Origin of the sequence: Streptomyces sp. NPDC093071, from assembly GCF_044754545.1 — a bacterium.
In the GTDB taxonomy this organism is placed as follows: domain Bacteria; phylum Actinomycetota; class Actinomycetes; order Streptomycetales; family Streptomycetaceae; genus Streptomyces.
This window is the reverse complement of record NZ_JBIVPH010000002.1, coordinates 43,149-63,362: the sequence shown is the minus strand read 5'-3', so window position 1 is coordinate 63,362 and position 20,214 is coordinate 43,149. Positions and strand designations below refer to the sequence as shown.

The window sequence follows — 20,214 nt, the reverse complement described above, 5'->3', positions numbered from 1 at the left end:
GGAGCCGCCGACCCGGTACACTCCATGGACCGTGCGCGAACCGCTCGGGCACCTGTGCGTTGTCCCGGACTGGCCGACGCCGTCTGCGGAGCCGGACCGAGGCCGGCTTCCGGCCGCGCCCGCACGCCGTTCTGCCGGCCGAGCTCCGCCACGCGGACTCGTTGAACCTGGACGGCTGCTCCGCGGGCGGCTCTCATGTCCGTGCTCTCGAAAGGCGGATCATGTCGGCCCCTCGCCCGTCGACCGTGCCCGCCTGGATTCCAAGCACCACCTGATCGTCGACCGCTACGGAGCCCCGCTCGCCGTCACCCTCACCGGCGGCAACCGGCACGACGTCACCCAGCTCCTGCCACTCCTCGACGCCGTTCCCCCGATCCGGGGAATGTCTGGACGTTCCCGCCGCGAGACCCGGCGCCCGTCGCCGACCGCGGCTACGACTTCGACGAGTACCGCCGCCCGTTGTCGAGGCGTGGCATCAAACCGATGATCGCCCGCCGTGGCGTCGCCCGCGGCTCCGGGCCGGGCAAAGCGCGGTGGGTCGTCGAGCGAGCCTTCGCCCGGCTGCACCAGTTCAAGCGACTCCGCACCCGCTACGAACGACGCGCCGGTCTCCACCAATGCCTGCTCGAACCGGCCTGCGGCTTCATGTGCTCGCGTCGGCTCCGACGGGCGGTCGATCGCGCCGGTAGCGGAGACGGGCCTCAGACCCGTCGATACGCACGGTGCAGTCCTCGAAGAGCTGAAACGGAGGTAGGCCGCCAACTGGAGCCGGCGCGGGCCCCAGCTCGCGCAATGGCCTGGCCAGGGCGACGAACCCGGGCCCATCAGGGTCAGGGCCCCGGTGGGCCGCCCATGCCGTACCGAGTGACGGCTCGGGGTCGAGGGTTTGTCCGTGATGCGGCACGGTGCACCGGACCCGAAGACGCGAGGCATCAACATGAAGCCCCGGACTCCGGAAACGCGGCGCGCTTGCCGCACACCAGAATGTACGAACGTACCTTCTGGGGCGTACGATCGTACGCATGGAGACGGACTACTTCGCCGGCGATCCGCGCACCAACCTGGAGCGCATGCTCGCGGGCGACCTCTACATCGCAGACGATCCCGAGATCACCGGCAGGCAGCACCGCGCGATGCGGCTGGCAGCCCGCTACCAGGCGGCGTATCTCGACGATCCCGCAACGGCCCGGCCGCTCCTCGGCGAGCTGCTCGGCTTCGCGGGCGAGGAGGTCGAGGTACGACCGCCGCTGTACGTGGACTACGGCAGCAACATCACCATCGGCGCCCGGACCTTCGTCAACTACCACCTGACCGCGCTGGACGTGGCCGCGATCACCATCGGCGAGGACTGCCAGATCGGCCCGAACGTCCAGCTCCTCACCCCCACCCATCCTCTGGAGCCGCGGCCCCGGCGCGACAAGCTCGAAGCCGCGCTCCCCATCAGCATCGGCAACAACGTCTGGCTCGGCGGAGGCGTCATCGTCTGCCCCGGCGTGAGCATCGGCGACAACAGCGTTGTCGGCGCCGGATCGGTCGTCACCAAAGACGTCCCCGCGAACGTCGTCGCGGTCGGCAGTCCCGCCCGCGCTGTCCGCGATCTCTGAAAGCACCCCTTCCTTCGATGGCTACCGGGCACACCGACCCGCAGCGGCGTCAACGCATCCTCGCCGCCACCCTTGACCACATCGCTGCCGAGGGCGTCGCCGGCGTCTCCCACCGCAAGATCGCCGCTCGCGCCGACGTACCGCTCGGCTCTATGACCTACCACTTCACCGGCATCGACGACCTGCTCCGCGAGGCGTTCACCGGCTTCGCGGACCACATCGTGAGGGTCTTCGAAGAGCACCTGGATGCTGCCGGCGACACCGAGCAGGCGCGCCGCGCCGCCGTCGACCTCATCCACGCAATCGCCGAAGGCCCCCAGCGCGACCTCGTCCTCGCCCAGGAGCTCTACACCCTCGCCGCCCGCCGCCCCGAGTACCGCGAACTGACCGGAACATGGATGCGCCGCAGCCGCGACCTGCTGCAGAGGCACTTCGACGCCGACACCGCCCGCCAGCTCGACGCACTCATCGAAGGACTCGCCCTCCACCAGGCCCTCGACACCACACCGCACGACCGCGACCTGACCATTGAAGCGGTTCGGCGCATCACCACTGCCTGACAGCAGCCCTCCGGCAGCCTGCGGGGGCGTGAACCTGCCGATCGACCGCATCGCCACGAACCGGCCGGTCCGCTCCGGCGAGCACAAGGGGCACGGCATGGACGTGCAGGTTCTCGCCGATCCCTTCGGCCGACTGCTAAGGGCTACCGAGGTGCCGACGGCACGATCCGCATCCCGCACCGGGGGAGAACCTCTCCGCGGGCCGGCAGGCGGTGAACCGGTCCCATGCGAAGGTCCGGTCCCTCGTCGAGCAGGCCGTCGCCACCCTGGAGTCCCGGCGGCTCCTGCGTGAACTGCGGTGCTTGACCACCCCGATCGCCAGTCTCGTCCAGACCGTCCTCGCCCCGCATCCGACCGGCTCAGGGTAAGGATGGGAAAGGCCCAGGGGTTGGCACGGGGCTTCCCGTCCACCTGCCTCTGAAGGGCTGTAGGCCTCGTCGGCTGGGGCGGTGGCGTGGCAGAGCCCCCGATCGTCGGTGGTGTGGATTCCACTCGGCACTGCCGACAAACCGGGGGCCTTGAAGGTTTCCGCATCCTGTCACGCTCGGCGTCCCGTACGGGCTGGTCGAACACGTTTCCTGACCGATCCACGCTCGAGGGCATGAACTGAACTCGCCGTGGAGACGGCTCGGCTGCTTCAAGCAGGCTCTCCTCACACCGGCTCACCTGAGGAGGAACGAGACGTTCGCCCAGCTCGCGGCCGGGTTCGGGGTCTCGACCGCAATGGCCCGGCGTTACGGCGACGAGACGCCGGGCGTCCTGGCCGGCTGCGCGTCCGGTCTTCACGAAGCACTCACCGGCCCCGGCGAAGACGACCACGTCATCGTCGACGGCATCCTGATCCCAGCGACCGCATCCGTGCGGACGAGTCGTACTACTCGATGAAACACCGCCGACACGGCATGAACGTGCAGATCGTCGTCCGTCCCGACGGGACACCTCCCGCCTGAGTCAGACACCGGCTCCGCACCGACCCCGCCCGTGCTGATGAACCTTGAGGTCAACCGCTGACCGATGGTCTTCCCCGCAGGCTCCCGCCCGCGGCCGGCGCGAGTACCCGGGGCCGGTCACACCAGCCCTGCGACCCGCGGATTCAGGTTGGCGGGGGCTCAGTGCACCCGTGCCGGGTAGGGATGACGCACTTTCCGTGCTTCTCTCTGTTGAGAAGTGAGGAGAGGAGCAGGGTGAGAGAGGGCCGGAAAGCGTGTCACTCCGTCACCCTCTCGCCTCCCTCATACACAAAGGACCGGATCCGGTCATGTCATGTGGTGATCGGAGTGCGTCACCACGTGCGGCACTCGTACGGCATCCCTTGTCCTCTGTCAGGTGATTTCGACGGATCGCCAGGCGTCTTCGACCGGTCAGAGCGCGTGGGGGTGGAGCGCCGCCTCGTCCGCTTCGACGCTGCCCTCCACCCAGGCGTTGTCGGGCGGCGGCGGTGAGCCCGCATCGGACAGCACCTGCGAGTCGCCCACCCGAAGGACAGCGGTGCCGTCTCCGGTGAGCTGGAGAAGTCCTCGTAGGACCACCTGGTCGGCCTCCTTGCTCACCCCCGGTTCGGCGAGCACGAACGACCGCGTGTTGCGGCCCAAGAGGATGTCCCCGGCAACGGTCCATTCGGCGCGGTGCCGGCCCACCACGTTGTCCAGGCCGCCTCGCCACACCGCCACGGTGCTGCCGACGGGCCCGCTGCGAGCAGACACCCACTAAGCTCCTGATCATGGAGTTTGCTGCTGGCACCCCCTCCGCGTGGCACGTGACGCCGCAAAACGGCGCGTTGGTCGAACTGTGGGCCGACGCGTACACCACGGAGGAAGGCGCCTACGTCTTTTGTCCTGCTCCACAGCCGTAGCTCCCGGCCGGCGATCCATCGGTCAAGACCACCCGGCAACCGGTCGGGAAAACCTGTCAGAGGACGGTCGGAGGCGGACGGGGTTCCGTTCGGCCCGTGCCGATACGGCGTGCGCGGGTGGGGGGCGGCGCCCGGATGCGCTCTGGGACGCAGTACCGCCGGGCCGCCCCCGCTGCTCTTCCCTCTGTCCCCGGCGACGGCGACACGGCGCGGGAAGCAGACGGCCACTCGGGATCTACCTGGGCGGCCGTTCTGCCTTGTCGTTCGCGGTGTGCTGCGGATCAGGAGTGCAGGGCTCGGGCGAGGGCGGGGTGGCAGGGGATGATGGTGTCGACGCCGACGAGGGCCAGGACGCGCCGGACGGACCGGTTGGCACCGGCGACGCGCAGCCGGCCGCCGGTGGCGTGGATACTGCCGGTGGGCGGGGATGAGGACGCTGACGCCGCTGGAGTCCATGAAGCTCACGCCTTCGAGGTCTGCCGCGACCCGCGATACCGGTAGCCTCTCGTCGGGCAGCAGGGCCTTGCTCAGGGTGTCCTTGGCCGTGCGGCCGATCTCGCCGTGCAGGGTGACGGCGCGGACGCCGTCGACCGTGCGGGTCACTGCGGACAGCCGGCCCGGCCGGTCCGCTTTCTCGCGGCCGCTCATGGTCTCCTCGCCGGCGTTCACGCCTGCCCCCGGTTGGGGCATGCGCGGGTGATTCCGCCTCACCGCGCTGTTCCGGACCCATTCCGGTGGTGGTGCCGGGTTCCTCCGCCGCGTAGGGGAGCGCGGGACGGGTAGTGGCGCCGCGTGGGCGGGAACGAGGACCAGGTTCATGCAATCCCAGATCGGTGGGGGCGACCGTAGCGGGCCAGGCATATGTCTGATGTGCGGCGGCTATGCCCTCGACGCGACGGGCGGCTGCATCTCCGACGCCCGCCATCACGCCACCGCCTTTCTGGACAGGGCCGGCGCCGAGCATCATCTACCGGTGTCGCAGCGTGTGGGGGATCTGACCGAGCTGGTCGTCAGCGGACTGGTTACCAACGTGGTCAAGTGCGCTCCCGGCCCCGTGCTGAGGGAACTGCGCGTCGCCACCGGCATGGTGGACGTAGTGGTGTGTGACAGCGATCCCGCCGTTCCCACGGTCCGCCCGGCCGATCCGGGGCGGGCCGGCCAGCACGGCATGGAGATCGTCCAGGCCGTCACCGAAGAACTGCTCATCGAGCAGGAGCCGGTCGGCACACGCATCACCGCCCGCATCGCCCCGACCGACACCCACAGCCCGACGTAGAAGCAGACACGTGGCGACGCCGGATCCTGCCCCGAGGCTCTCGTCCGCCAAGTGCATCGCACCGGACGCCTCCGGCGGTAGTGACCGTAGAGGCATGCGGCCGGGCGGCTGCAGGCCGGGACGGTGACTGTTCTACGCTGACGAGCGTTTCGTTCGTCGGGCGGAACAGTCGCGCCGGGCGGATCACAGTCATTGATGGCGGCAGGGGATGCGTTCTGACAACGACGGGCCCAAGAGCGGCGCGGAAGACGGCGTGAAGGACTCTTCCGCGTTTCTCGAGCAGGTAGGTCTTGAGACTGTTGCGGATGCGGGGATGGACCGGTTCGCCCGCCTGGCTGCAGGCATGCTGGACGTGCCGACGGCGGTGGTCGCCCTGGTCGGCCGGGACCGGCAGTTCCTGCCCGGGGCGGCAGGGCTGGGTGAGCCGTGGTCCTCGAGCAGGCAGGCGGACCTGGCCGGTTCACCGTGCGAACACATCGCCGCTTCGCGTGAGCCCCTGGCGGTCACCGATGCGCGTACTGATGCGCGAGTGCGGGACGTCGCTTCGAGCGCCTGGTTCGGCGCGGTCGCTTGTGCGGCGGTGCCGCTGACGGACGATGCGGGAACGGTGCTGGGAGCCCTGTGCGCCCTCGACTTCACGCCTCGTACCTGGAGCGAGCGGGACATGGAGGCTTTGGAGGATCTGGCGCAGGCATGCAGCGTGCAGCTGCGGCTGCGGGTGTCGGCCCAAGAAGCCCGGCGCGCCGGGGGCCAGGCCGCCACGCTGCTGAGGAACTCGCGGTTGCTTTTGCGCGCCGCGGAGACCATGGCCCGTACCTCCGGCCTGGAACAGGTGCGCCGCCAGGTCGGTGATCTGGTCAGCGGAGATCTGCGGCCGGCCTACGTAGGCCTGGTTCTGCGCCAGGAAGGCGCCCTGCGGCGGGTGCCCGACCGGATGGCGTCCTCCGTCCCGCTGGAGAAACACTTTCCGGTCTACGACTTGCACGAGCAGTGGCCCAGTGCCCAGGCGGCTCGGGAGAACAGGATCGTACTGATTTCCGACCGGCAGACCCTGGTGGACCACTACCACCCGGACACGGTCGCCGAGTTCGACGCCATGAACCTGCGCTCGGCCGTGTGCGTGCCCCTGCCCGACACCTACGGCCGTGCGCTGGGCACCCTCATCCTGGCCTGGAATGTTCCGCGCACGATCGACATCTCCGAACGGGCGGTGCTGACCGTCCTCGCCCGCTATACCGCCGACGCCGTCGAACGCGCGTTGTTCCTGGACGGACGCATCGACGTGGCCCGCCAGCTCCAACAGGCCATGCTCACCGACCTGCCCACCGTTCAGGGTCTGCGCCTTGCCGCGTTGTACCGGACGGCCGCCGATCAGAACATGGTCGGCGGCGACTGGTACGACGCCTACCGGTTCGGCTCCCCCCGCTCCGACGCCGACGTCCGCACCGGTACCACCAGGCTGGCGCTGACCGTGGGGGACATCACCGGGCACAACATGCAGGCCGCCACGCTGATGGGGCAGGCCCGCAGCATGCTGCGTCAGGCCACCCACGACCACTTCCGCAGCGGACCGGCCACCGCGGTCGACGCCCTGTACAGCGCGGTTACCGATCTGGGCATGAACATCTCCGGCACCCTCGTCCACGCCCACCTCGCCCCCACCGGCGGGGGTGCCTGGAAATTCACCTGGACCAACGCCGGCCACCCGCCCCCGCTCCTGGCCCGCCCCGGACACCCCGTCCGACAGCTCCAGGAACACGACCTGCTGCTCCACCCCGGCCTGCCTGCCCGCCGCACCCAGCACCGTGTACGCCTGGAGCCGGGCTCCACCCTGCTGCTCTACACCGACGGCCTGGTCGAAGCACCCGGCACCTCCACCGAGCAGACGATCGAAGAGGTCTCCCGGCTGCTCGCCGCGAACAGCAGCGCCCCGGTGGAAGGCCTTCTGGAGCAGATCGCCGACCAGATCGCCGGCCGTGCCCACGACGACGACATCGCCTTGCTCGCCGTCAGCGTCGACACCTCAGGAGCGGCTCAGACCGAACTGTCATGAGACGGAGGGCCCCTGACTGCCTGCTCTTCGTGACGAGGGAGCTCAGGAGTGAACGCGATGCCTGCTCAGGCGCGCGGAGAGGTGGTGTCCAGGACGACCTGGATGGTCTTTCCCGTCCCGAGGGGGGTGATGGTGACCTGGCGGCTGAGCTTTTGGATCAGCGGCCAGCCGAACCCGCCGGGCGCGGTGGGGTGACTGTCCGTCCTCGTCTGCGGGGTCACGGTGGAGGCATCGGTGGCGCACACGGTGAGGGCGCCGTCGACGAGGTGGGCGGTGAAGCCGGTCAGCCCGCCGCCGTGCCGGTAGGCGTTGGTGACGAGTTCAGAGACGACCAGCAGGATGTCGTCGCTCACCGCTCGGGGCGGGGGAGCGCGGCCGGTGGTGTGCAGGAGGTCACGAACCTGATCGCGGGCCGCGCCCGCAGTGGCGGGCAGAGTGTGCCGGCTCGCACGGGGTTCCGTCGTCGTCATATCTGTCCACCCTTCTCCTCCACATGGTCACCTTCGCGTTTTCCCGCGCAGGCGGGTTGTACGCGGTTCACCGCCGGCGGGGCAGGGGGATGCGCGCACGGACGAGGTGCGTGGCCGCAGGCAGGTCGGGGGCGATGGTGAAGGCGCGCGTGAGATCGGTCAGTTCCAGCATCCGTTGCAGGAACGGAGTCAGCCCAGCCAGGACCAGGGGGACGGCGGCCCGCGCATGGCGCTGCTGAGCGGTGAACAGGGTGTGCAAGAAGGAGGAGTCGGCGAAGGCGACCCCGGACAGGTCCACGACAGTGCCGAGCGGAGAACCGCCGGGGAGCAGGGCGAGGGCGTGGGCCAGGACGTCGGCCTCGTCGGTGTCGAACTCTCCTGCGACCCGCACGGTCCGTATGCCGTCGGCTATGGCGACAGTCACTTCCACATCGTCGTTCATCCGGGCATTTTTACAGATGGGAGCCTCTGCGAACCAGCTCAGGCATCCTTCACTGCGGTCTTGTTGGCATCGCCGGACGGGTAAATCGCAAAAGAGATCGATCTCACTGCTTCACATGTGAGGACCAGTACTACTGGGCCTGCGAGAAGGGGGATACGTGGCTGATGGTGTGGGGAAGTGGTGCTGGCTTTGGCCTGAGATTGCGTGGGACCGGCAGATGCGAGACGGTTGCTGTCAGGCAACTGTTTTCCAGCGGCAGAAAGGTGGTGGGGTGCGCACGATGCGTCCCCTCCCATGTGATTCCCTCCCCGGGTACCCCTGACAGTCCGCGCGGTGGTGGCGTTCACGTCGGTACGGCGTGGAGCAACGCCCCCTATCCCGTTCTCGTCGCCGACCGCGACGGGAACATCGCCGAAACCAACGAGGCCGCCCGCCACCTGTTCACCGAGGCCGGTGAGGATCCGGCGACCGGCGCACTGCCGGACTGGCTGGCTTGCGTCCACCGGCACCCGGCACCGGAGACCACCCCGCCTCAGACCGTCTCCGGCACGGTGGCGGGCCGCGTGTTCGAGGCGCATCCGTCGCCGGGCGAGGACGGCTACACGGTGTGGTGGCTGGTGGAGAACACCGACCTGCACTTGGCCGAGCAAGCCCTACGAGGCGAACGGGCGCGCACCACTTTGCTGGTGGACATCTCCAGCGCCCTGTTCTCCTCGCTGAACGTCGAGCGGTGTACGGAGGTGACAGTGCGCATGGCCGCCGACCATCTCGCGGATGCCGCCGTCATCGTCGCCCCCTCCCAGGGCCGCCGTCACACCCTTACCTACGCCCAGGTCGGGGGCGAGGTCACGCAGAAGACCGCGGCGATCGACCCGCACACGGTTCCGGGCCTGACCGAGGCCCTGCAGGGCTTTCCCCCCGTGCCCACACGCTGGATCGATCCGGGGGACATCCCCGACTGGGCCGTCCCGCCCGGTTTCACCGGCCTGATCGGATCGGTCATCGTCACGCCTCTTCCCGGCTACGGCATGCCCGCCGGTGTCCTGATCCTGCTGCGTTCCGGCACCCGTCAGGCCTTCACCGACGGCGAGGAGGTCTTCGCGCGGCTGTTCGCCGCCCGGGCCGGCGCCGCCCTGTCGGCCGCCCGCCTCTACGCCGAGCAGGCCTCCATCACCGCCACGCTGCTGCGCGAGCTGCTGCCGCCGAAGCTGGAACGCGTCCATGGCGTGGAGTACGCCGGCATCTACCGGGCCGCGAAGGACCACGAGCGTGTCGGCGGCGACTTCTACGACGTCCACCCCGGTACCGACGCCACGAAGGAGACCTTCGTCGTTCTGGGCGATGTGGCGGGCAAGGGCCTGGAAGCAGCCGTCCTGACGGGAAAGATCCGCAGCGTCCTGCACGCGCTGCTGCCACTGTCGGCAGACCACCGGCGGGTTCTGAACCTCCTCAACGATGCGGTCCTCACCTCCCATCACACCCGCTTCGCCACCCTGGTGCTGGCCTCCGTCCAGCGCCGCCAGGGCCAGGTGCGGATCAGGCTGACCAGCGCCGGGCACCTGCCCCCGCTCGTCGTCCGCACCGATGGCCGGGTGGAGGAGGCCACCACCCGCGGGACCCTGATCGGTGCCCTGCCCGACATCAGCACGCAGAGCACGGAGGTGGTGCTGGCGCCGGGGGAGGCGTGCCTGCTCTACACCGACGGCATCACCGAGGCCCGCGGCGGCCCGCTGGGCGATCAGCTCTACGGCGAGGAAAGGCTGCGAGCCGCGTTGCGGGAGTGCGTGCGGATGCCGGCGGAGGCGGTGGTGGAGCGGGTGCAGATGCTGGCCTCGCAGTGGCTCGGCGGCCGCGAGCACGACGACATGGCCACCCTGGCGATCACCAACCCGGCCAGTGGCCACGGCGCACTGCACATCGTGGGCGGGCACAACGACTCCCGTACGTACACCAGGGAAGGCTGATGACCACCATCACTGCGCCCCGCCCTCTGCCTGAGCTGCCGGAGTTGTCCGAGCAGTTGTGGGAGGCGGTGATCGGGCGGGACGAGCCGGCCGCGATGCGGCTGGTGACGGCGGCGGCCGACGCCGGAGCGGACACCGAAGCCCTGCTGCTGGACGTCGTGGCCGGCGTGCAACAGCGGGTCGGCGTGGAGTGGGCCGCCGACCGCATCAGCGTGGCCGACGAGCACGCCGCCAGCGCGATCACCGACCGCGTCCTGGCCGCCCTCGCCCACCACCGGGTCCCCCGGCGGCTGCACACCCGAGGACGCGTCACCGTGGTGTGCGTGGAGGGCGAGTGGCATGTGCTGCCCGCCCGCCTGCTGGCCGAGGTCCTCACCCACCGGGGCTGGCAGGTCGACTTCCTCGGCGGCCACACCCCCACCCCGCATCTGGTGTCCCACGTCCACCGGACCAACCCTGCCGCGGTGCTGCTCTCGGCCTCTTTGCCGACTCGCCTGCCCGCCGCTCACAAGGCGATCAGCGCCCTGCAGTCCATCGGCGTCTCCGTCATGGTCGGCGGCCGTGCCTTCGGTCCCGACGGCCGCCACGCCCGCCGCCTGCACGCCGACGCCTGGGCCCCCGACGCCCGGGAAGCGGCCGACTACCTCGACCAGGGCCTGGCACGGCATCGTGCGGGGCGGCGTCAGCAGATCGAGGACGATCTGCCCCACCTTCTCGACCAGGAGTACACCCTGGTCACCACCCGGCGCGCTGCTTTGGTGAAGCAGAGCCTGGAGGCGTTGGAGGAACGCTGGCCCGCGATGCGCACCTACAGCACCGCGCAGCGTGACCGCACCACCGAGGACCTCGCCCACATCGTCGACTTCCTCGCCACCGCCCTCTACGTCGACGACGCCGAGCTGTTCACCACCTTCACCGCCTGGACGGCCGGCATCCTCACGGCCCGTGGTGTCCCCGCCGCCGGTCTGCGCCTGGGCTTGGACGTACTGGCCGGACAACTGCGCGACTTCCCCCGCGCGCTGACCTTCCTCAAGACTGCTGCCGACAGCTTGCAGCTCAGTTCCGATCACACCGGTCCGGGAATCACCGCATGACTTATCTGCCTGCCGACCTCGTCGTCACCGCCCGCAGCGCTCAGCCGCGCGCACTGCATCTGGCCATTGCGGGGGACCTCGACTACGAGACCGCCACCCGGTTCACCCACGAGGTGAACCAGGCACTGGACGCCCACCACCAGCAGTACGGGCAGGTCCCCAAGGACCTGCATCTGGACTTCAGCGGCCTGGCCGGCATCGACTCCAGCGCCCTGACCGCTCTGCTCGTTCTGCGCCGCCAGGCGTATCCCGCGGGCATCACCCTGCACCTGGACCAGCAGCCCTCCCAGATGGTCCGAATGCTCGAGCTCACCGGCATAGCCGACCACCTCACCCAGGACGCCCACGCCTCCCCTCCTGCTGCCGACGAAGTGGACGAGCAGACGGAAACGGCTTCTGCTCCCTGAAGGACCCCGGCCTTCGCCCCGCTTGCCCGTGCGCCGATGCGAGAGCCGGGTGGCGTACCGGGCGCCGTGGGGCGCGCCGGGTACGGCTCTTGACCGTGCACAGTGGCATCCCCAGCCGGATGGCGATCTCCCTGGTGACCGTATCCGTGCGTGCTGACAGGCCAGGTGCGGCACCCGACGCTGCGAGGAGGGCAGGGACTGCAAGAGCTCGTCGGCGTGCGGGCGTCCGGCAACCGCCTGGGCCGTGGTGTCGTCCACGTGCTCCGGAAGGGTGCGCTCGATCAGCCGCTGGTGGCGGGCCTGCCGACGGTGGTACGCATCGAGCGCCCCATGAACCTTGTGATTCGTCATACCGAACAGCCGGGCCCTGACCGCGCCACGGCCCGCACGGTAGGCGCCCTGGAACTGCCGGGCAGCGACAGAGACCTGCTGGACGACATCTTCCGCCTCGTGTTCGTCCTGCGGTTGACTGCCCGGGACCGTACTTCTGAACGTCAGCGGGTGTAGAGGGTGCTGAGGTCTTCACCATCACTCACGCACGGCCACCTGTCGTCGTTGCGGACCACTGATGATCGGCTGCCCCGGACGCCGGGATGATCCACGGCGACCCGGTCGAGCAGCGCGTTGCGGGCGGCGGAGCCCTGCACGCTCGCCGCGGTGACCAGCACGGCGACCGCTTCGCACCGGTCCACGAGGCTCGGACCGGTGGGTCCGCCCCTTTTCCGTCCTGACGCGGGCGGAATCGAGGGCGGCGCGGGACAGGTCGAGCAGGCCGGTGTCATCGAGGCGGTGCAGGATCTCCTCGTGCAGTCGGCCCCGCACTCCGGCCCATGACCAGATCGGGAACCGGCGGTGAGCGGTGGACCTCGATATGCCGAAGCACGGTGGCAGTGACCGCCGGGCGCACTCGCTGACCAGGACGTAGATGATCGCGGCGGACAGCGTCTCATCAGGCGCGTCCTGCGTCCCGCCGCCCTGCGGCCGCGCACTGGACGGCGGGATCAGCGGCTTCGCGATCTCCCGCAGCCCGTCCTGAACGATCCCACTTCACGTATCCCGCCCCACGACCAGCCCAATGACCGCCTCACCGCATAGGACACGGTCTGAGGACCCCTGGTCCGGCCCAGCCGAATCGGGGGGTTCCCGCATGTCCGGGAACGCCCGCCGGTGAAGCGGCGATCGTTCGGGAACGGCCGGATGCCCCACTGGCGCGGGCGGCCACCCGGACGGCCCCACCCTTTGCGCACCGGCCGGGGCGAAGGCCGCGGGCTCGACCGCATCCGCGGGACACGGCGCCGGGGCGGCCGGGCAGGAACCCACGCCATCCCGCTCGCGGAGGCGCCGGCGGGCGGCGGGAGTCGTATGTATGCGGTTTTCCACAATGCCTGTACGTAGCAATGACATGCCATTCTGTGACCGCCACCGCACTTCGCGGTCCGGGGGTCCGGCGGCACACGAGCCGCGGGCGACCGATCGCGACCACGGAACGCCCAGGAAGGGATCGTTATGCGAAGAGGAATTCGGAAGGCCGCGGTCAGCGCCGTGCTTGCGTCCGCTGTTCTGATCGGCGGAACCGCTCAGGCACATGCCGCCACGGCATCGGTCGGCAATACCGACCGGACGAGCACCTCCGCCGTACCCGCCGGCCGGGAAGGCCTGGCAGCGGCGAACATCTGGATCTATGGCGGAAATTACCCCTCGTACTTCGCGGCGATGGCCGCGTACGCCACTCTGGTGGGCTTTGGAATGGCCAGTCAATACATGATCGAGGCCACCCCGTACGAAACATACGACCTCTACTACCAGTGATCCCCTCCGCGTCGGGCCATGAGCCCGTGCGTAGTGAACCTGACCGGAGCGGCGCACTCCCCGCCGTTCGAACAGAACGGGTGAAACCATGAAGAGAATGACTCGCATCACTGGTGTGCGCCGCGCCGCGGCGGGCGCTCTCACCGCCGTCCTGATGGCGGCCGGAGTGGTTGCCCTGGCCCCGGCGGCGCAGGCGGTCGACGCGCGGCCCGGAACTCGGGCAGCGGCTGTCGAACAGCGCGCCACGGAGGCCGAGGACGAGTCCAAGGGCCAGGTGGGCGTCGCCGCGGCCCGCTCCACCCAGGTCGAACTGATCAACTATTCCGGAACCAATCTGGTCAAGACGTGGGACGAACTGCCCCACGGCTGCTGGACGACCGACATGCTGCCGCCCGACACCGTAGCCAATGGCGCGCAGCCCATATGGCAGAGCGAATCCTGCGGTTTCATGACCGGAACCGAGGGGAAGGTGACGTACGCGATTCCCGGGGGCGGAGAGGTCCGCATTCACTGGAAGAACCCCTACTCGGGATCCAACAGCTACAGTTGCGTCGTCCCTGCGGCGTACCAGTGCGACAAGTACGGCGGCAGTGGGAACAACGCCTCGGTGAAGTTCGACCTCTGGAAGAAGGCGTCGGCTGCGAAGAAGGCGTCCGGCGCGACCAAGGCCCGGGGCGTGGCGGCCAATCCGCTCAGGGCCAATGCCGCGCGCAGCACCAACGTCACCCTGACCAATGTCTCGGGCCGGCTGCTCACTCGCTCCACCTCGCAACTGCACTGGGGCATCTGGTCCACCAACATGCTGCCGCCCTCCATCATCCAGTCCGGTGTCTCCGGCAACTGGCAGAGCGAGTCCGACGGCTTCATGACCGGCACGGAGGGCGAGGTGAGTTTCAATGTGTCCGGGGAGACCAACAAGGTCAAGGTGTACTGGAACAACCCCTACTCGGGCAGCAACGGGTACTCCTGCACCGCTCCGTCCGGATTCGATTGCACCCGTCAGGGCGGTAGTGGGAACAACGCCACGGTCGCCTTCACTTTGACGAAGCTCTGACCGTGCCGGTCCGGGTGGCCCCGTCCAGGGGATGAGCGCGGCGGCCCCCGCCCCGCCACCACCCGGACCACTCACGGACGCGATCGACCGTTCATGAGGCCTCCGCGCCCCGCCGGATCACCGGCGGGGCGCGGTGCGGTGTGCGGCGGGGGCCCGCACACGGCAACCGGTGGCGAACGGGGTGTCACTCGCCCGCGGGGCGCGTCTCCCGCGCCAGCACCGCCACGAGTTGGGTCCGCCGGGCGATCCGCAGCTTCCTGTAGGCGTTGGTGAGATGCATTTCCACGGTGCGGCGGGTGAGACACAGCGAGGAGGAGATCCGTGCGTTGGTGTGCCCCGCGGCGGCCAGTTCGGCGACCCGCCGTTCGGCCGCGGTCAGCGCCTGTCCGCCGTTGGTCTTCCGGGCGCCGCCCCGGCGCAGCGCCTCCTCGGTCAGATCCAGGAGACGGCGGGCTCCCGACTTCTGCGCGGCGAGCCGCAGCGCCACGGCGTGCGCCTCGCGCAGGGTGTCACGGCCCTTGCGGCCGTTGCCGGCGTCGAGGCGGGCACGGCCGAGAGCGACGAGGGTCTCCACGAGTTCCACCGGCGCGGGGGCCGAGCCGAGCAATTCCGCAGCCTCGGTGAGGGATTCCAGGGCCAGTCGGCCGCCGAGGGCGGCTGCGTGGGCGCGCAGCGCCCGGCCGATGGTGCGCCCGGTTCCCCAGACGCGGGCGTGGCGGAGTTCCTCCTCGGCGAGCTCGCGCGCCTCCTCCCGGCGTCCGAGCCGCGCCAGGGCGAGCGCCGCCCCCGAGCGCCATGGTGTGGCGACCGGGCTGACGAAGTCACGAGCGCTCTGGCCGACTCCACAGGCCAGGTGACCTTCGAGGGCGGCCCGCCAGTCGCCGTCCGTCTCGTGGAGCCGGGCGCGCGCGTAGCCGAGTTCGCTCCACTCCCAGGAGGTGTCGGCGCCGGACGGCCCGGCGACGGTCACCGCCTCCCACGCCTCGGCGCGCGCCCCGGTCTCGGACCGGGCGAGCGCCACCATGGCCGCCAGATGGGGCAGCCGGACGCCCTGTCCGGCGGACAGCTCCACCCAGGCGACGTTCTCGTCGATGACGCGGCCGAACTCGCCGGCCCAGAGCGCCGCCTCGGCCCGTACGCTGAGCAGGCACTGGAGGCCCATGTCCGTCAGGTCCGGGGGGACCGGCGAGGAGGGCAGACACCGGGCGGCGAGTGCGCGCGCCTCCTCCAGACGGTCAGCCCACTGCAGAAGCGTGGCCGCGCTGCCGAGCCAGGCGGTCCGCAGGCGCTGGTCCACCGGTGCCCCCAGGCGCCGTTCGACCCTGGCCACCGCCTCCGCCGCCGAACAGAGTCCGGCCCCGGCCTCGTACTCGGTGATCAGTCCGCACACCAGGGGCTCGACGGTGGGCGGAGCCACCGGGGCGAGCGCGCGCAGCGCGGAGACGGCGTCGCGCCAGGCTTCGGCGTCGTGCGAGGAGACGAGGGCGCCGAGCGCTTGCAGCACATGGACGAGCTCGTCGTCGTCGGCGGCCCGGCCGACCTGGCGCAGGATCCGTAACGCGGCGTCGGGGTCCCGCCCCGCGACCAGGCCGGCGCTGAGCGCGCTCGCGGCGCTCGCGCGTTCCCGGAGATCGGTGTGGAGCTCAAGTCCGGTGTGCAACCAGCGGATTCCGGCGGTCACGTTGCCGGGAAGCTCCAGCGCGCCGAGGCGCATCGCGAGACCGGCGCGGCGGTCCGGGGCGAGCGGCCCGCTCAGGGCATGGCGCAGATACCCGGCGGACTCGGCGGGCCGGCCCGCGCGCAGCGCCTCGTCCGCCGCCTCCTCCAGGGAGCGGACCATCCATGCCTCCCCGGGCCGGTCCACATGCAGGAGCCGGGCGGCGACGGCGGTGGCGGGCGCGCCCTCCTCGGCCAGCACCTGGGCCACCCGGGTGTGCAGCACGGACAGCTCCTCGGGTTCGGCGGCGGCGAGAACGGCCTCCCTCGCGAGAGGGTGGCGCAGCAGGATGCCGAGGCGCTGGCCCATCGACGGGGAGCCGGATGCGGGCCGGGTCGGGCAGAGGCCGGTGACCCGGTCGGTGAGGCCCGAGGTCGTCCCTCCCCCGGCCGCCACGGCAAGGGCTAGGCAGTCGTGACGCGAGCGCGGATCGGGGAGACTCCGGATCCAGCCGGTGATCGTCTCCCGGTAGCGGCTGCGCACCGGGGCCGGGGACGAGCGGGGAAACGGTCCGTCGCGGAGATCGGCGACCAAGGCGCGCACCAGCGCCGGATTGCCCGCACCCGCCTCGACACAGGTCGTGATCTCCTGGGTGCTCAGACCCGCCGCCCTCGCGATACGGACGACCGCAGGGTCGCTGAGCGGGCGCAGCTCGACGGATGTGCCCGTGTCCGCAGGAAACGCCGGGGGGTCGGTGTAGCCCGCGCAGGCGGTGGTCACCAGGAGGACGGGAAGTTCAGCGATGCGGCGCGCCAGATAGCCGATCCAGCGCCGGGACGGTTCGTCGGCGTGGTGCAGATCATCCACCGCGAGCAGCACCGGGCGCCCGGTGGCGAGGCGAGCCAGCCGGGTCAGCAGCCGGTGGTACAACCATTGCTCGCCGTGTCCGGTGGGCGTGGCGAAGGGGACGCCCCCGAAGTCCTCGGTGAAGAGCCGGCGGACGAGTCCGTACGGGAACGCGGCCTCCTCCGGCGTGCCGCGCGCGTGCTCGACACGCATGCCGTCGGCGGTCTGCCGTCGCACGACCTCGTCGAGCAGGGCGGTCCTGCCCATGCCGGGCACCGCCCCGGTGACCCGCATCCAGCGTCCGTTGCCCGCCCGCGCGGCTTCCCCCGCCGTGGCGGCCGTGTCCAGTACCTCGTCCCGCTCCCACAGCACTGATCCCCACTCTCCTCTTTCTCGGCGACAGGATCCCTGTTCGGTTCCGGTTACGTCGTTCTGGTGTGCAGGAGGTGTTGTGGAGCGGATCGGTTGGCGGGACGGCCGCCCGGACGCGGAAATGGCCGTAAGGCGTCGTACGGGATCACTTCGCTCCTCCCTCGCTGTTCGGCGTCGCCGTGGGCGCCGGGTGGGCGCTCCCCCTTCCTGCCCGTCCCCGTGCGCCGCCAGACCGGCGGACGATCTTTCGGCCGGTATGCCACTCCTCGCCCGCGCGGGAGTGTCGGGGTGATCGCGAGGCGGGGGAGGGAGTGCGGTGAGGGCGATCCTTCGGAGTGGACATCCTGACGATGGTTCTTGACGGTCCGGGGAGGGACGTCTGCGTAGGACGCAGGTCCTCGTATCCGGAGGAGTCCAGGAAGGACGTGGGCGCGCTCCACCGTGCCGCGGCAGCGGCCGGAAGCGGACGTACGGGGCGGTGGCCGCGGATCTGGGCATCACCGCGGAGTCGCTGCGGACGTGGGTGCGCGAGGACGAGAACCAGGCCGTGCCCGGACGCCGTGACACGGGCGGCGAGGTGGATGGGCCGACCCGGCTGCGGGCGGGAAACGCACGGCTGCCGAAGGCTGGGGAAGAGTGGCACCGACCTCGTCCCGGCCGCGCTCCTCCTCGGGTTCGTGCCGATCCTGCTCACCGCCTTCGCCTTCCGCGGGCCCAACCGAGAGACGCCCGACTGCGGCACCACCTTCGTCTGGAACACCCGCGCCTTCGGCCCCGGCCACCGGCTGGTTCGCCGGTGGCCGGGTGCCACGGACAGCCACCCTCATCGCCGTGGCCGCACTCGCGCGGGTCGGTTCCGGCTGGTGCCCGGCTCGACACCAGAAACGGCCCTGACCTTCGCGCCCCGCCGAGTGGTGCTCCAGTCAGGGAGAACACGGTCGGCTGGAGGGTTCTCGACGACGGGCGCCATGTCGGCCTGGTCCGACTCGAGGGCGAAAAAGGTGATCTGACGGGCCGCCACGCTCCGGCCGGTGTCCCGCAACCCGCTTCCCGCGGTCGATTGCGGGCCTCCTCCGGCTGTGCGGGGCGTACCGACCCGGACGCGTTCCGGATCCGGGCGTCCGAAACGGTGATCCGACGCCCGGCCTCGGCTGGGGCTTCTGTACGTGCGGGCACCGGAGCCCGATGCCCCACGTGCGCTGCACCTGTTCGTTTCCCGGTCGCCGGGGCTGCCGGCAGCCCCGGCGACCTCTGACGGCCGGGGACCGATCCGTCGTTCGTCGGCTCAGGCCGCGGTGGTGAGCTTCACCGGTTCGATGCCGGTCGCGCTGTGCCGTTCGGCCCAGCTCTCCAGCGCTGTGCGACAGGCGTGGTCGAGGTGGTGCAGCCCTGACAGGTCGAGCTCGACCGGGCGGTCCTGCGGGAGGGACTCCAGCGTGTCGAGGATCTTCGGCAGGCGGAGGAACGTGGCGTTGCCCGTCAGGTATGCCTCGATGGGGCCCGCGCCCTTGTCGATGACCTCCAGTCTGACGTGCGAGGCCTCCCACGCGGTCTTCACGATCGCCAGGGCCAGGCCGATCAGGACGCCCTCGAACATGTTCACCACGACGATGGCGAGGGCCGTCACCACCAGGATCGCCGCCTCGCCCCTGTGTTCCCGCCACAGCGCGGCGACCTGGCGGAACGGGATCAGTTTCCAGCCCGCGTGCACGAGGATGCCGGCGAGCGCGGGCAGGGGGATCAGCGCCAGGGCGAACGGGAGCGCGGCGGCGAACAGCAGCAGCCACACGCCGTGCAGGACGCGCGACGCCTTGGTTTTCGCACCGGCGTTGACGTTCGCCGAACTGCGGACGATGACTGCGGTCATGGGCAGGGCACCGAGCAGGCCGCAGACCGTGTTGCCCGTGCCCTGGGCGACCATCTCCTTGTCGTACTCGGTGCGCGGACCGTCGTGCAGCCGGTCCACGGCGGCCGCGCTGAACAGGCTCTCCGCCGAGGCGATCAGCGCGAACGCGATGATCGTGCCCCAGATGGCGGGACTGGCCAGTTCACCGAAGGCCTCGGCACCGGGCGGCTGGACGACACCGAACAGGCCCTCCACCTCGACGGTGGCGACCGGTAGCCCGAGGCCGAGGGTGATGGCCGTCGCCAGCACCACCGCGGCGAGGGCCCCGGGCACGGCCCGCACCCGCTTCGGCAGCCTTCCCCACAGCACGATGACGGCGATGGTGCCCGCACCGATCGCGAGGGAGGCCAGGGCCTCGGCGCTCCCGAGCGCGTCGGCGAACGCGCGGGGCAGACCGATGATCTTCCCGATGCCGGTCTCCGGGGCCTTCAGGCCCGCCGCGGCGTAGATCTGCCCGGCGATGATCACCAGGCCGATGCCGCAGAGCATGCCCTCGACGACGGAGACGGATATGGCCCTGAACCAGCGGCCGATCCGGAAGAACCCCATGGCGAGCTGGAGCAGGCCGGCGACCAGCACGATCACGCCGAGCGTGCTCACCCCGAACTCGCTGACCGCCTCGAAGACGATCACGGTCAGGCCGGCGGCCGGTCCTGACACCTGGAGACTGCTGCCGCGCATGAGGCCGGTGACGAGGCCGCCGACGATGCCGGTGACGAGTCCCAGCTCGGCCGGGACGCCGGAGGCGACCGCCACTCCCACGCACAGGGGCACCGCGACGAGGAAGACGACGACGGAGGCGAGGAAGTCCTGACGTAAGTGGGGGAACTTGGACAGCATGGCGTTCA

15 protein-coding genes and 6 pseudogenes are annotated in these 20,214 nt (G+C 70.5%); 13 read left to right on the top strand and 8 right to left on the bottom strand.

All coding sequences use genetic code 11. From position 1 onward, the window contains the following. Nucleotides 1-77 precede the first annotated feature (77 nt). From ACIQD7_RS06140 to ACIQD7_RS06120, 5 genes and pseudogenes are all read left to right on the top strand, one after another. Nucleotides 78-666, top strand: a pseudogene (locus ACIQD7_RS06140) (IS5 family transposase); the annotation flags it as partial. Nucleotides 667-1,022: 356 nt separating this feature from the next. After that, nucleotides 1,023-1,604, top strand: coding sequence for a sugar O-acetyltransferase (locus ACIQD7_RS06135; RefSeq protein ID WP_402439823.1), 582 nt, complete (start codon nt 1,023-1,025; stop codon nt 1,602-1,604). A 17-nt stretch (nt 1,605-1,621) separates the two neighbouring features. Beyond that, on the top strand, nt 1,622-2,164 hold the full coding sequence (locus ACIQD7_RS06130) for a TetR/AcrR family transcriptional regulator (RefSeq protein WP_402439821.1): 543 nt from the start codon (nt 1,622-1,624) through the stop codon (nt 2,162-2,164). Nucleotides 2,165-2,189: 25 nt separating this feature from the next. Continuing rightward, nucleotides 2,190-2,532 (top strand): annotated as a pseudogene (locus ACIQD7_RS06125) (IS5/IS1182 family transposase); the annotation flags it as partial. A 111-nt stretch (nt 2,533-2,643) separates the two neighbouring features. Then, a pseudogene (locus ACIQD7_RS06120) lies at nt 2,644-3,105 on the top strand (transposase family protein); the annotation flags it as partial. A 420-nt stretch (nt 3,106-3,525) separates the two neighbouring features. On the opposite strand, the gene ACIQD7_RS06115 reads toward ACIQD7_RS06120, so the two are convergent. Beyond that, a complete protein-coding gene (locus tag ACIQD7_RS06115) occupies nt 3,526-3,867 on the bottom strand; it encodes a hypothetical protein (protein WP_402441399.1) in 342 nt (113 codons plus the stop codon). A gap of 608 nt (nt 3,868-4,475) precedes the next feature. Then, nucleotides 4,476-4,664, bottom strand: a pseudogene (locus ACIQD7_RS06110) (anti-sigma factor antagonist); the annotation flags it as partial. Nucleotides 4,665-4,833: 169 nt separating this feature from the next. Here ACIQD7_RS06110 and ACIQD7_RS06105 point away from each other — a divergent pair. Continuing rightward, nucleotides 4,834-5,292 (top strand): ATP-binding protein, encoded by a 459-nt coding sequence (locus tag ACIQD7_RS06105; RefSeq protein WP_402439819.1) that lies wholly within the window; start codon nt 4,834-4,836, stop codon nt 5,290-5,292. Between the two features lie 208 nt (nt 5,293-5,500). Continuing rightward, on the top strand, nt 5,501-7,345 hold the full coding sequence (locus ACIQD7_RS06100) for a SpoIIE family protein phosphatase (protein ID WP_402439817.1): 1,845 nt from the start codon (nt 5,501-5,503) through the stop codon (nt 7,343-7,345). Between the two features lie 65 nt (nt 7,346-7,410). Here ACIQD7_RS06100 and ACIQD7_RS06095 read toward each other — a convergent pair whose 3' ends face one another. After that, nucleotides 7,411-7,815, bottom strand: coding sequence for an ATP-binding protein (locus ACIQD7_RS06095; RefSeq protein ID WP_402439815.1), 405 nt, complete (start codon nt 7,813-7,815; stop codon nt 7,411-7,413). 67 nt (nt 7,816-7,882) lie between these two features. Then, entirely contained in the window at nt 7,883-8,239 is a 357-nt protein-coding gene (locus ACIQD7_RS06090; protein ID WP_402439813.1) for an STAS domain-containing protein, read from the bottom strand. A 182-nt stretch (nt 8,240-8,421) separates the two neighbouring features. Between ACIQD7_RS06090 and ACIQD7_RS06085 the strand changes: the two genes are divergently transcribed. The 4 genes from ACIQD7_RS06085 (at nt 8,422) to ACIQD7_RS06070 (ending at nt 12,229) form a co-directional block, all read left to right on the top strand. Further along, nucleotides 8,422-10,221: a PP2C family protein-serine/threonine phosphatase gene (locus tag ACIQD7_RS06085; RefSeq protein WP_402439812.1), complete on the top strand. Its 1,800-nt coding sequence runs from the start codon at nt 8,422-8,424 to the stop codon at nt 10,219-10,221. Continuing rightward, entirely contained in the window at nt 10,221-11,315 is a 1,095-nt protein-coding gene (locus ACIQD7_RS06080; protein ID WP_402439810.1) for a B12-binding domain-containing protein, read from the top strand. Before ACIQD7_RS06085 ends, ACIQD7_RS06080 begins: the two co-directional genes overlap by 1 nt. Next, nucleotides 11,312-11,722 (top strand): STAS domain-containing protein, encoded by a 411-nt coding sequence (locus ACIQD7_RS06075; protein ID WP_402439808.1) that lies wholly within the window; start codon nt 11,312-11,314, stop codon nt 11,720-11,722. The genes ACIQD7_RS06080 and ACIQD7_RS06075 overlap by 4 nt, the downstream gene beginning before the upstream one ends. A gap of 150 nt (nt 11,723-11,872) precedes the next feature. After that, entirely contained in the window at nt 11,873-12,229 is a 357-nt protein-coding gene (locus tag ACIQD7_RS06070; protein WP_402439806.1) for a hypothetical protein, read from the top strand. A gap of 74 nt (nt 12,230-12,303) precedes the next feature. Here the strand turns inward: ACIQD7_RS06070 and ACIQD7_RS06065 are convergent. Both ACIQD7_RS06065 and ACIQD7_RS06060 read right to left on the bottom strand, forming a co-directional pair. After that, nucleotides 12,304-12,396 (bottom strand): annotated as a pseudogene (locus ACIQD7_RS06065) (IS5/IS1182 family transposase); the annotation flags it as partial. A gap of 9 nt (nt 12,397-12,405) precedes the next feature. Then, nucleotides 12,406-12,763 (bottom strand): annotated as a pseudogene (locus ACIQD7_RS06060) (transposase); the annotation flags it as partial. Between the two features lie 465 nt (nt 12,764-13,228). On the opposite strand from ACIQD7_RS06060, the gene ACIQD7_RS06055 reads away from it, so the two are divergent. Both ACIQD7_RS06055 and ACIQD7_RS06050 read left to right on the top strand, forming a co-directional pair. Then, complete coding sequence (locus tag ACIQD7_RS06055; RefSeq protein ID WP_402439804.1) at nt 13,229-13,531, top strand: hypothetical protein; 303 nt, start codon at nt 13,229-13,231, stop codon at nt 13,529-13,531. A 97-nt stretch (nt 13,532-13,628) separates the two neighbouring features. Beyond that, nucleotides 13,629-14,585 carry a Crystal protein ET79 gene (locus tag ACIQD7_RS06050; RefSeq protein ID WP_402439803.1) on the top strand — a complete coding sequence of 319 codons (957 nt, stop codon included), beginning with the start codon at nt 13,629-13,631 and terminating at the stop codon, nt 14,583-14,585. A 184-nt stretch (nt 14,586-14,769) separates the two neighbouring features. Here ACIQD7_RS06050 and ACIQD7_RS06045 read toward each other — a convergent pair whose 3' ends face one another. Together ACIQD7_RS06045 and ACIQD7_RS06040 are read right to left on the bottom strand one after the other, a co-directional pair. Further along, nucleotides 14,770-17,460, bottom strand: a complete 2,691-nt coding sequence (locus tag ACIQD7_RS06045; RefSeq protein ID WP_402439801.1) for a LuxR C-terminal-related transcriptional regulator — start codon at nt 17,458-17,460, stop codon at nt 14,770-14,772. Nucleotides 17,461-18,745: 1,285 nt separating this feature from the next. Then, complete coding sequence (locus tag ACIQD7_RS06040; protein WP_402439799.1) at nt 18,746-20,206, bottom strand: SulP family inorganic anion transporter; 1,461 nt, start codon at nt 20,204-20,206, stop codon at nt 18,746-18,748. Nucleotides 20,207-20,214 lie beyond the last annotated feature (8 nt).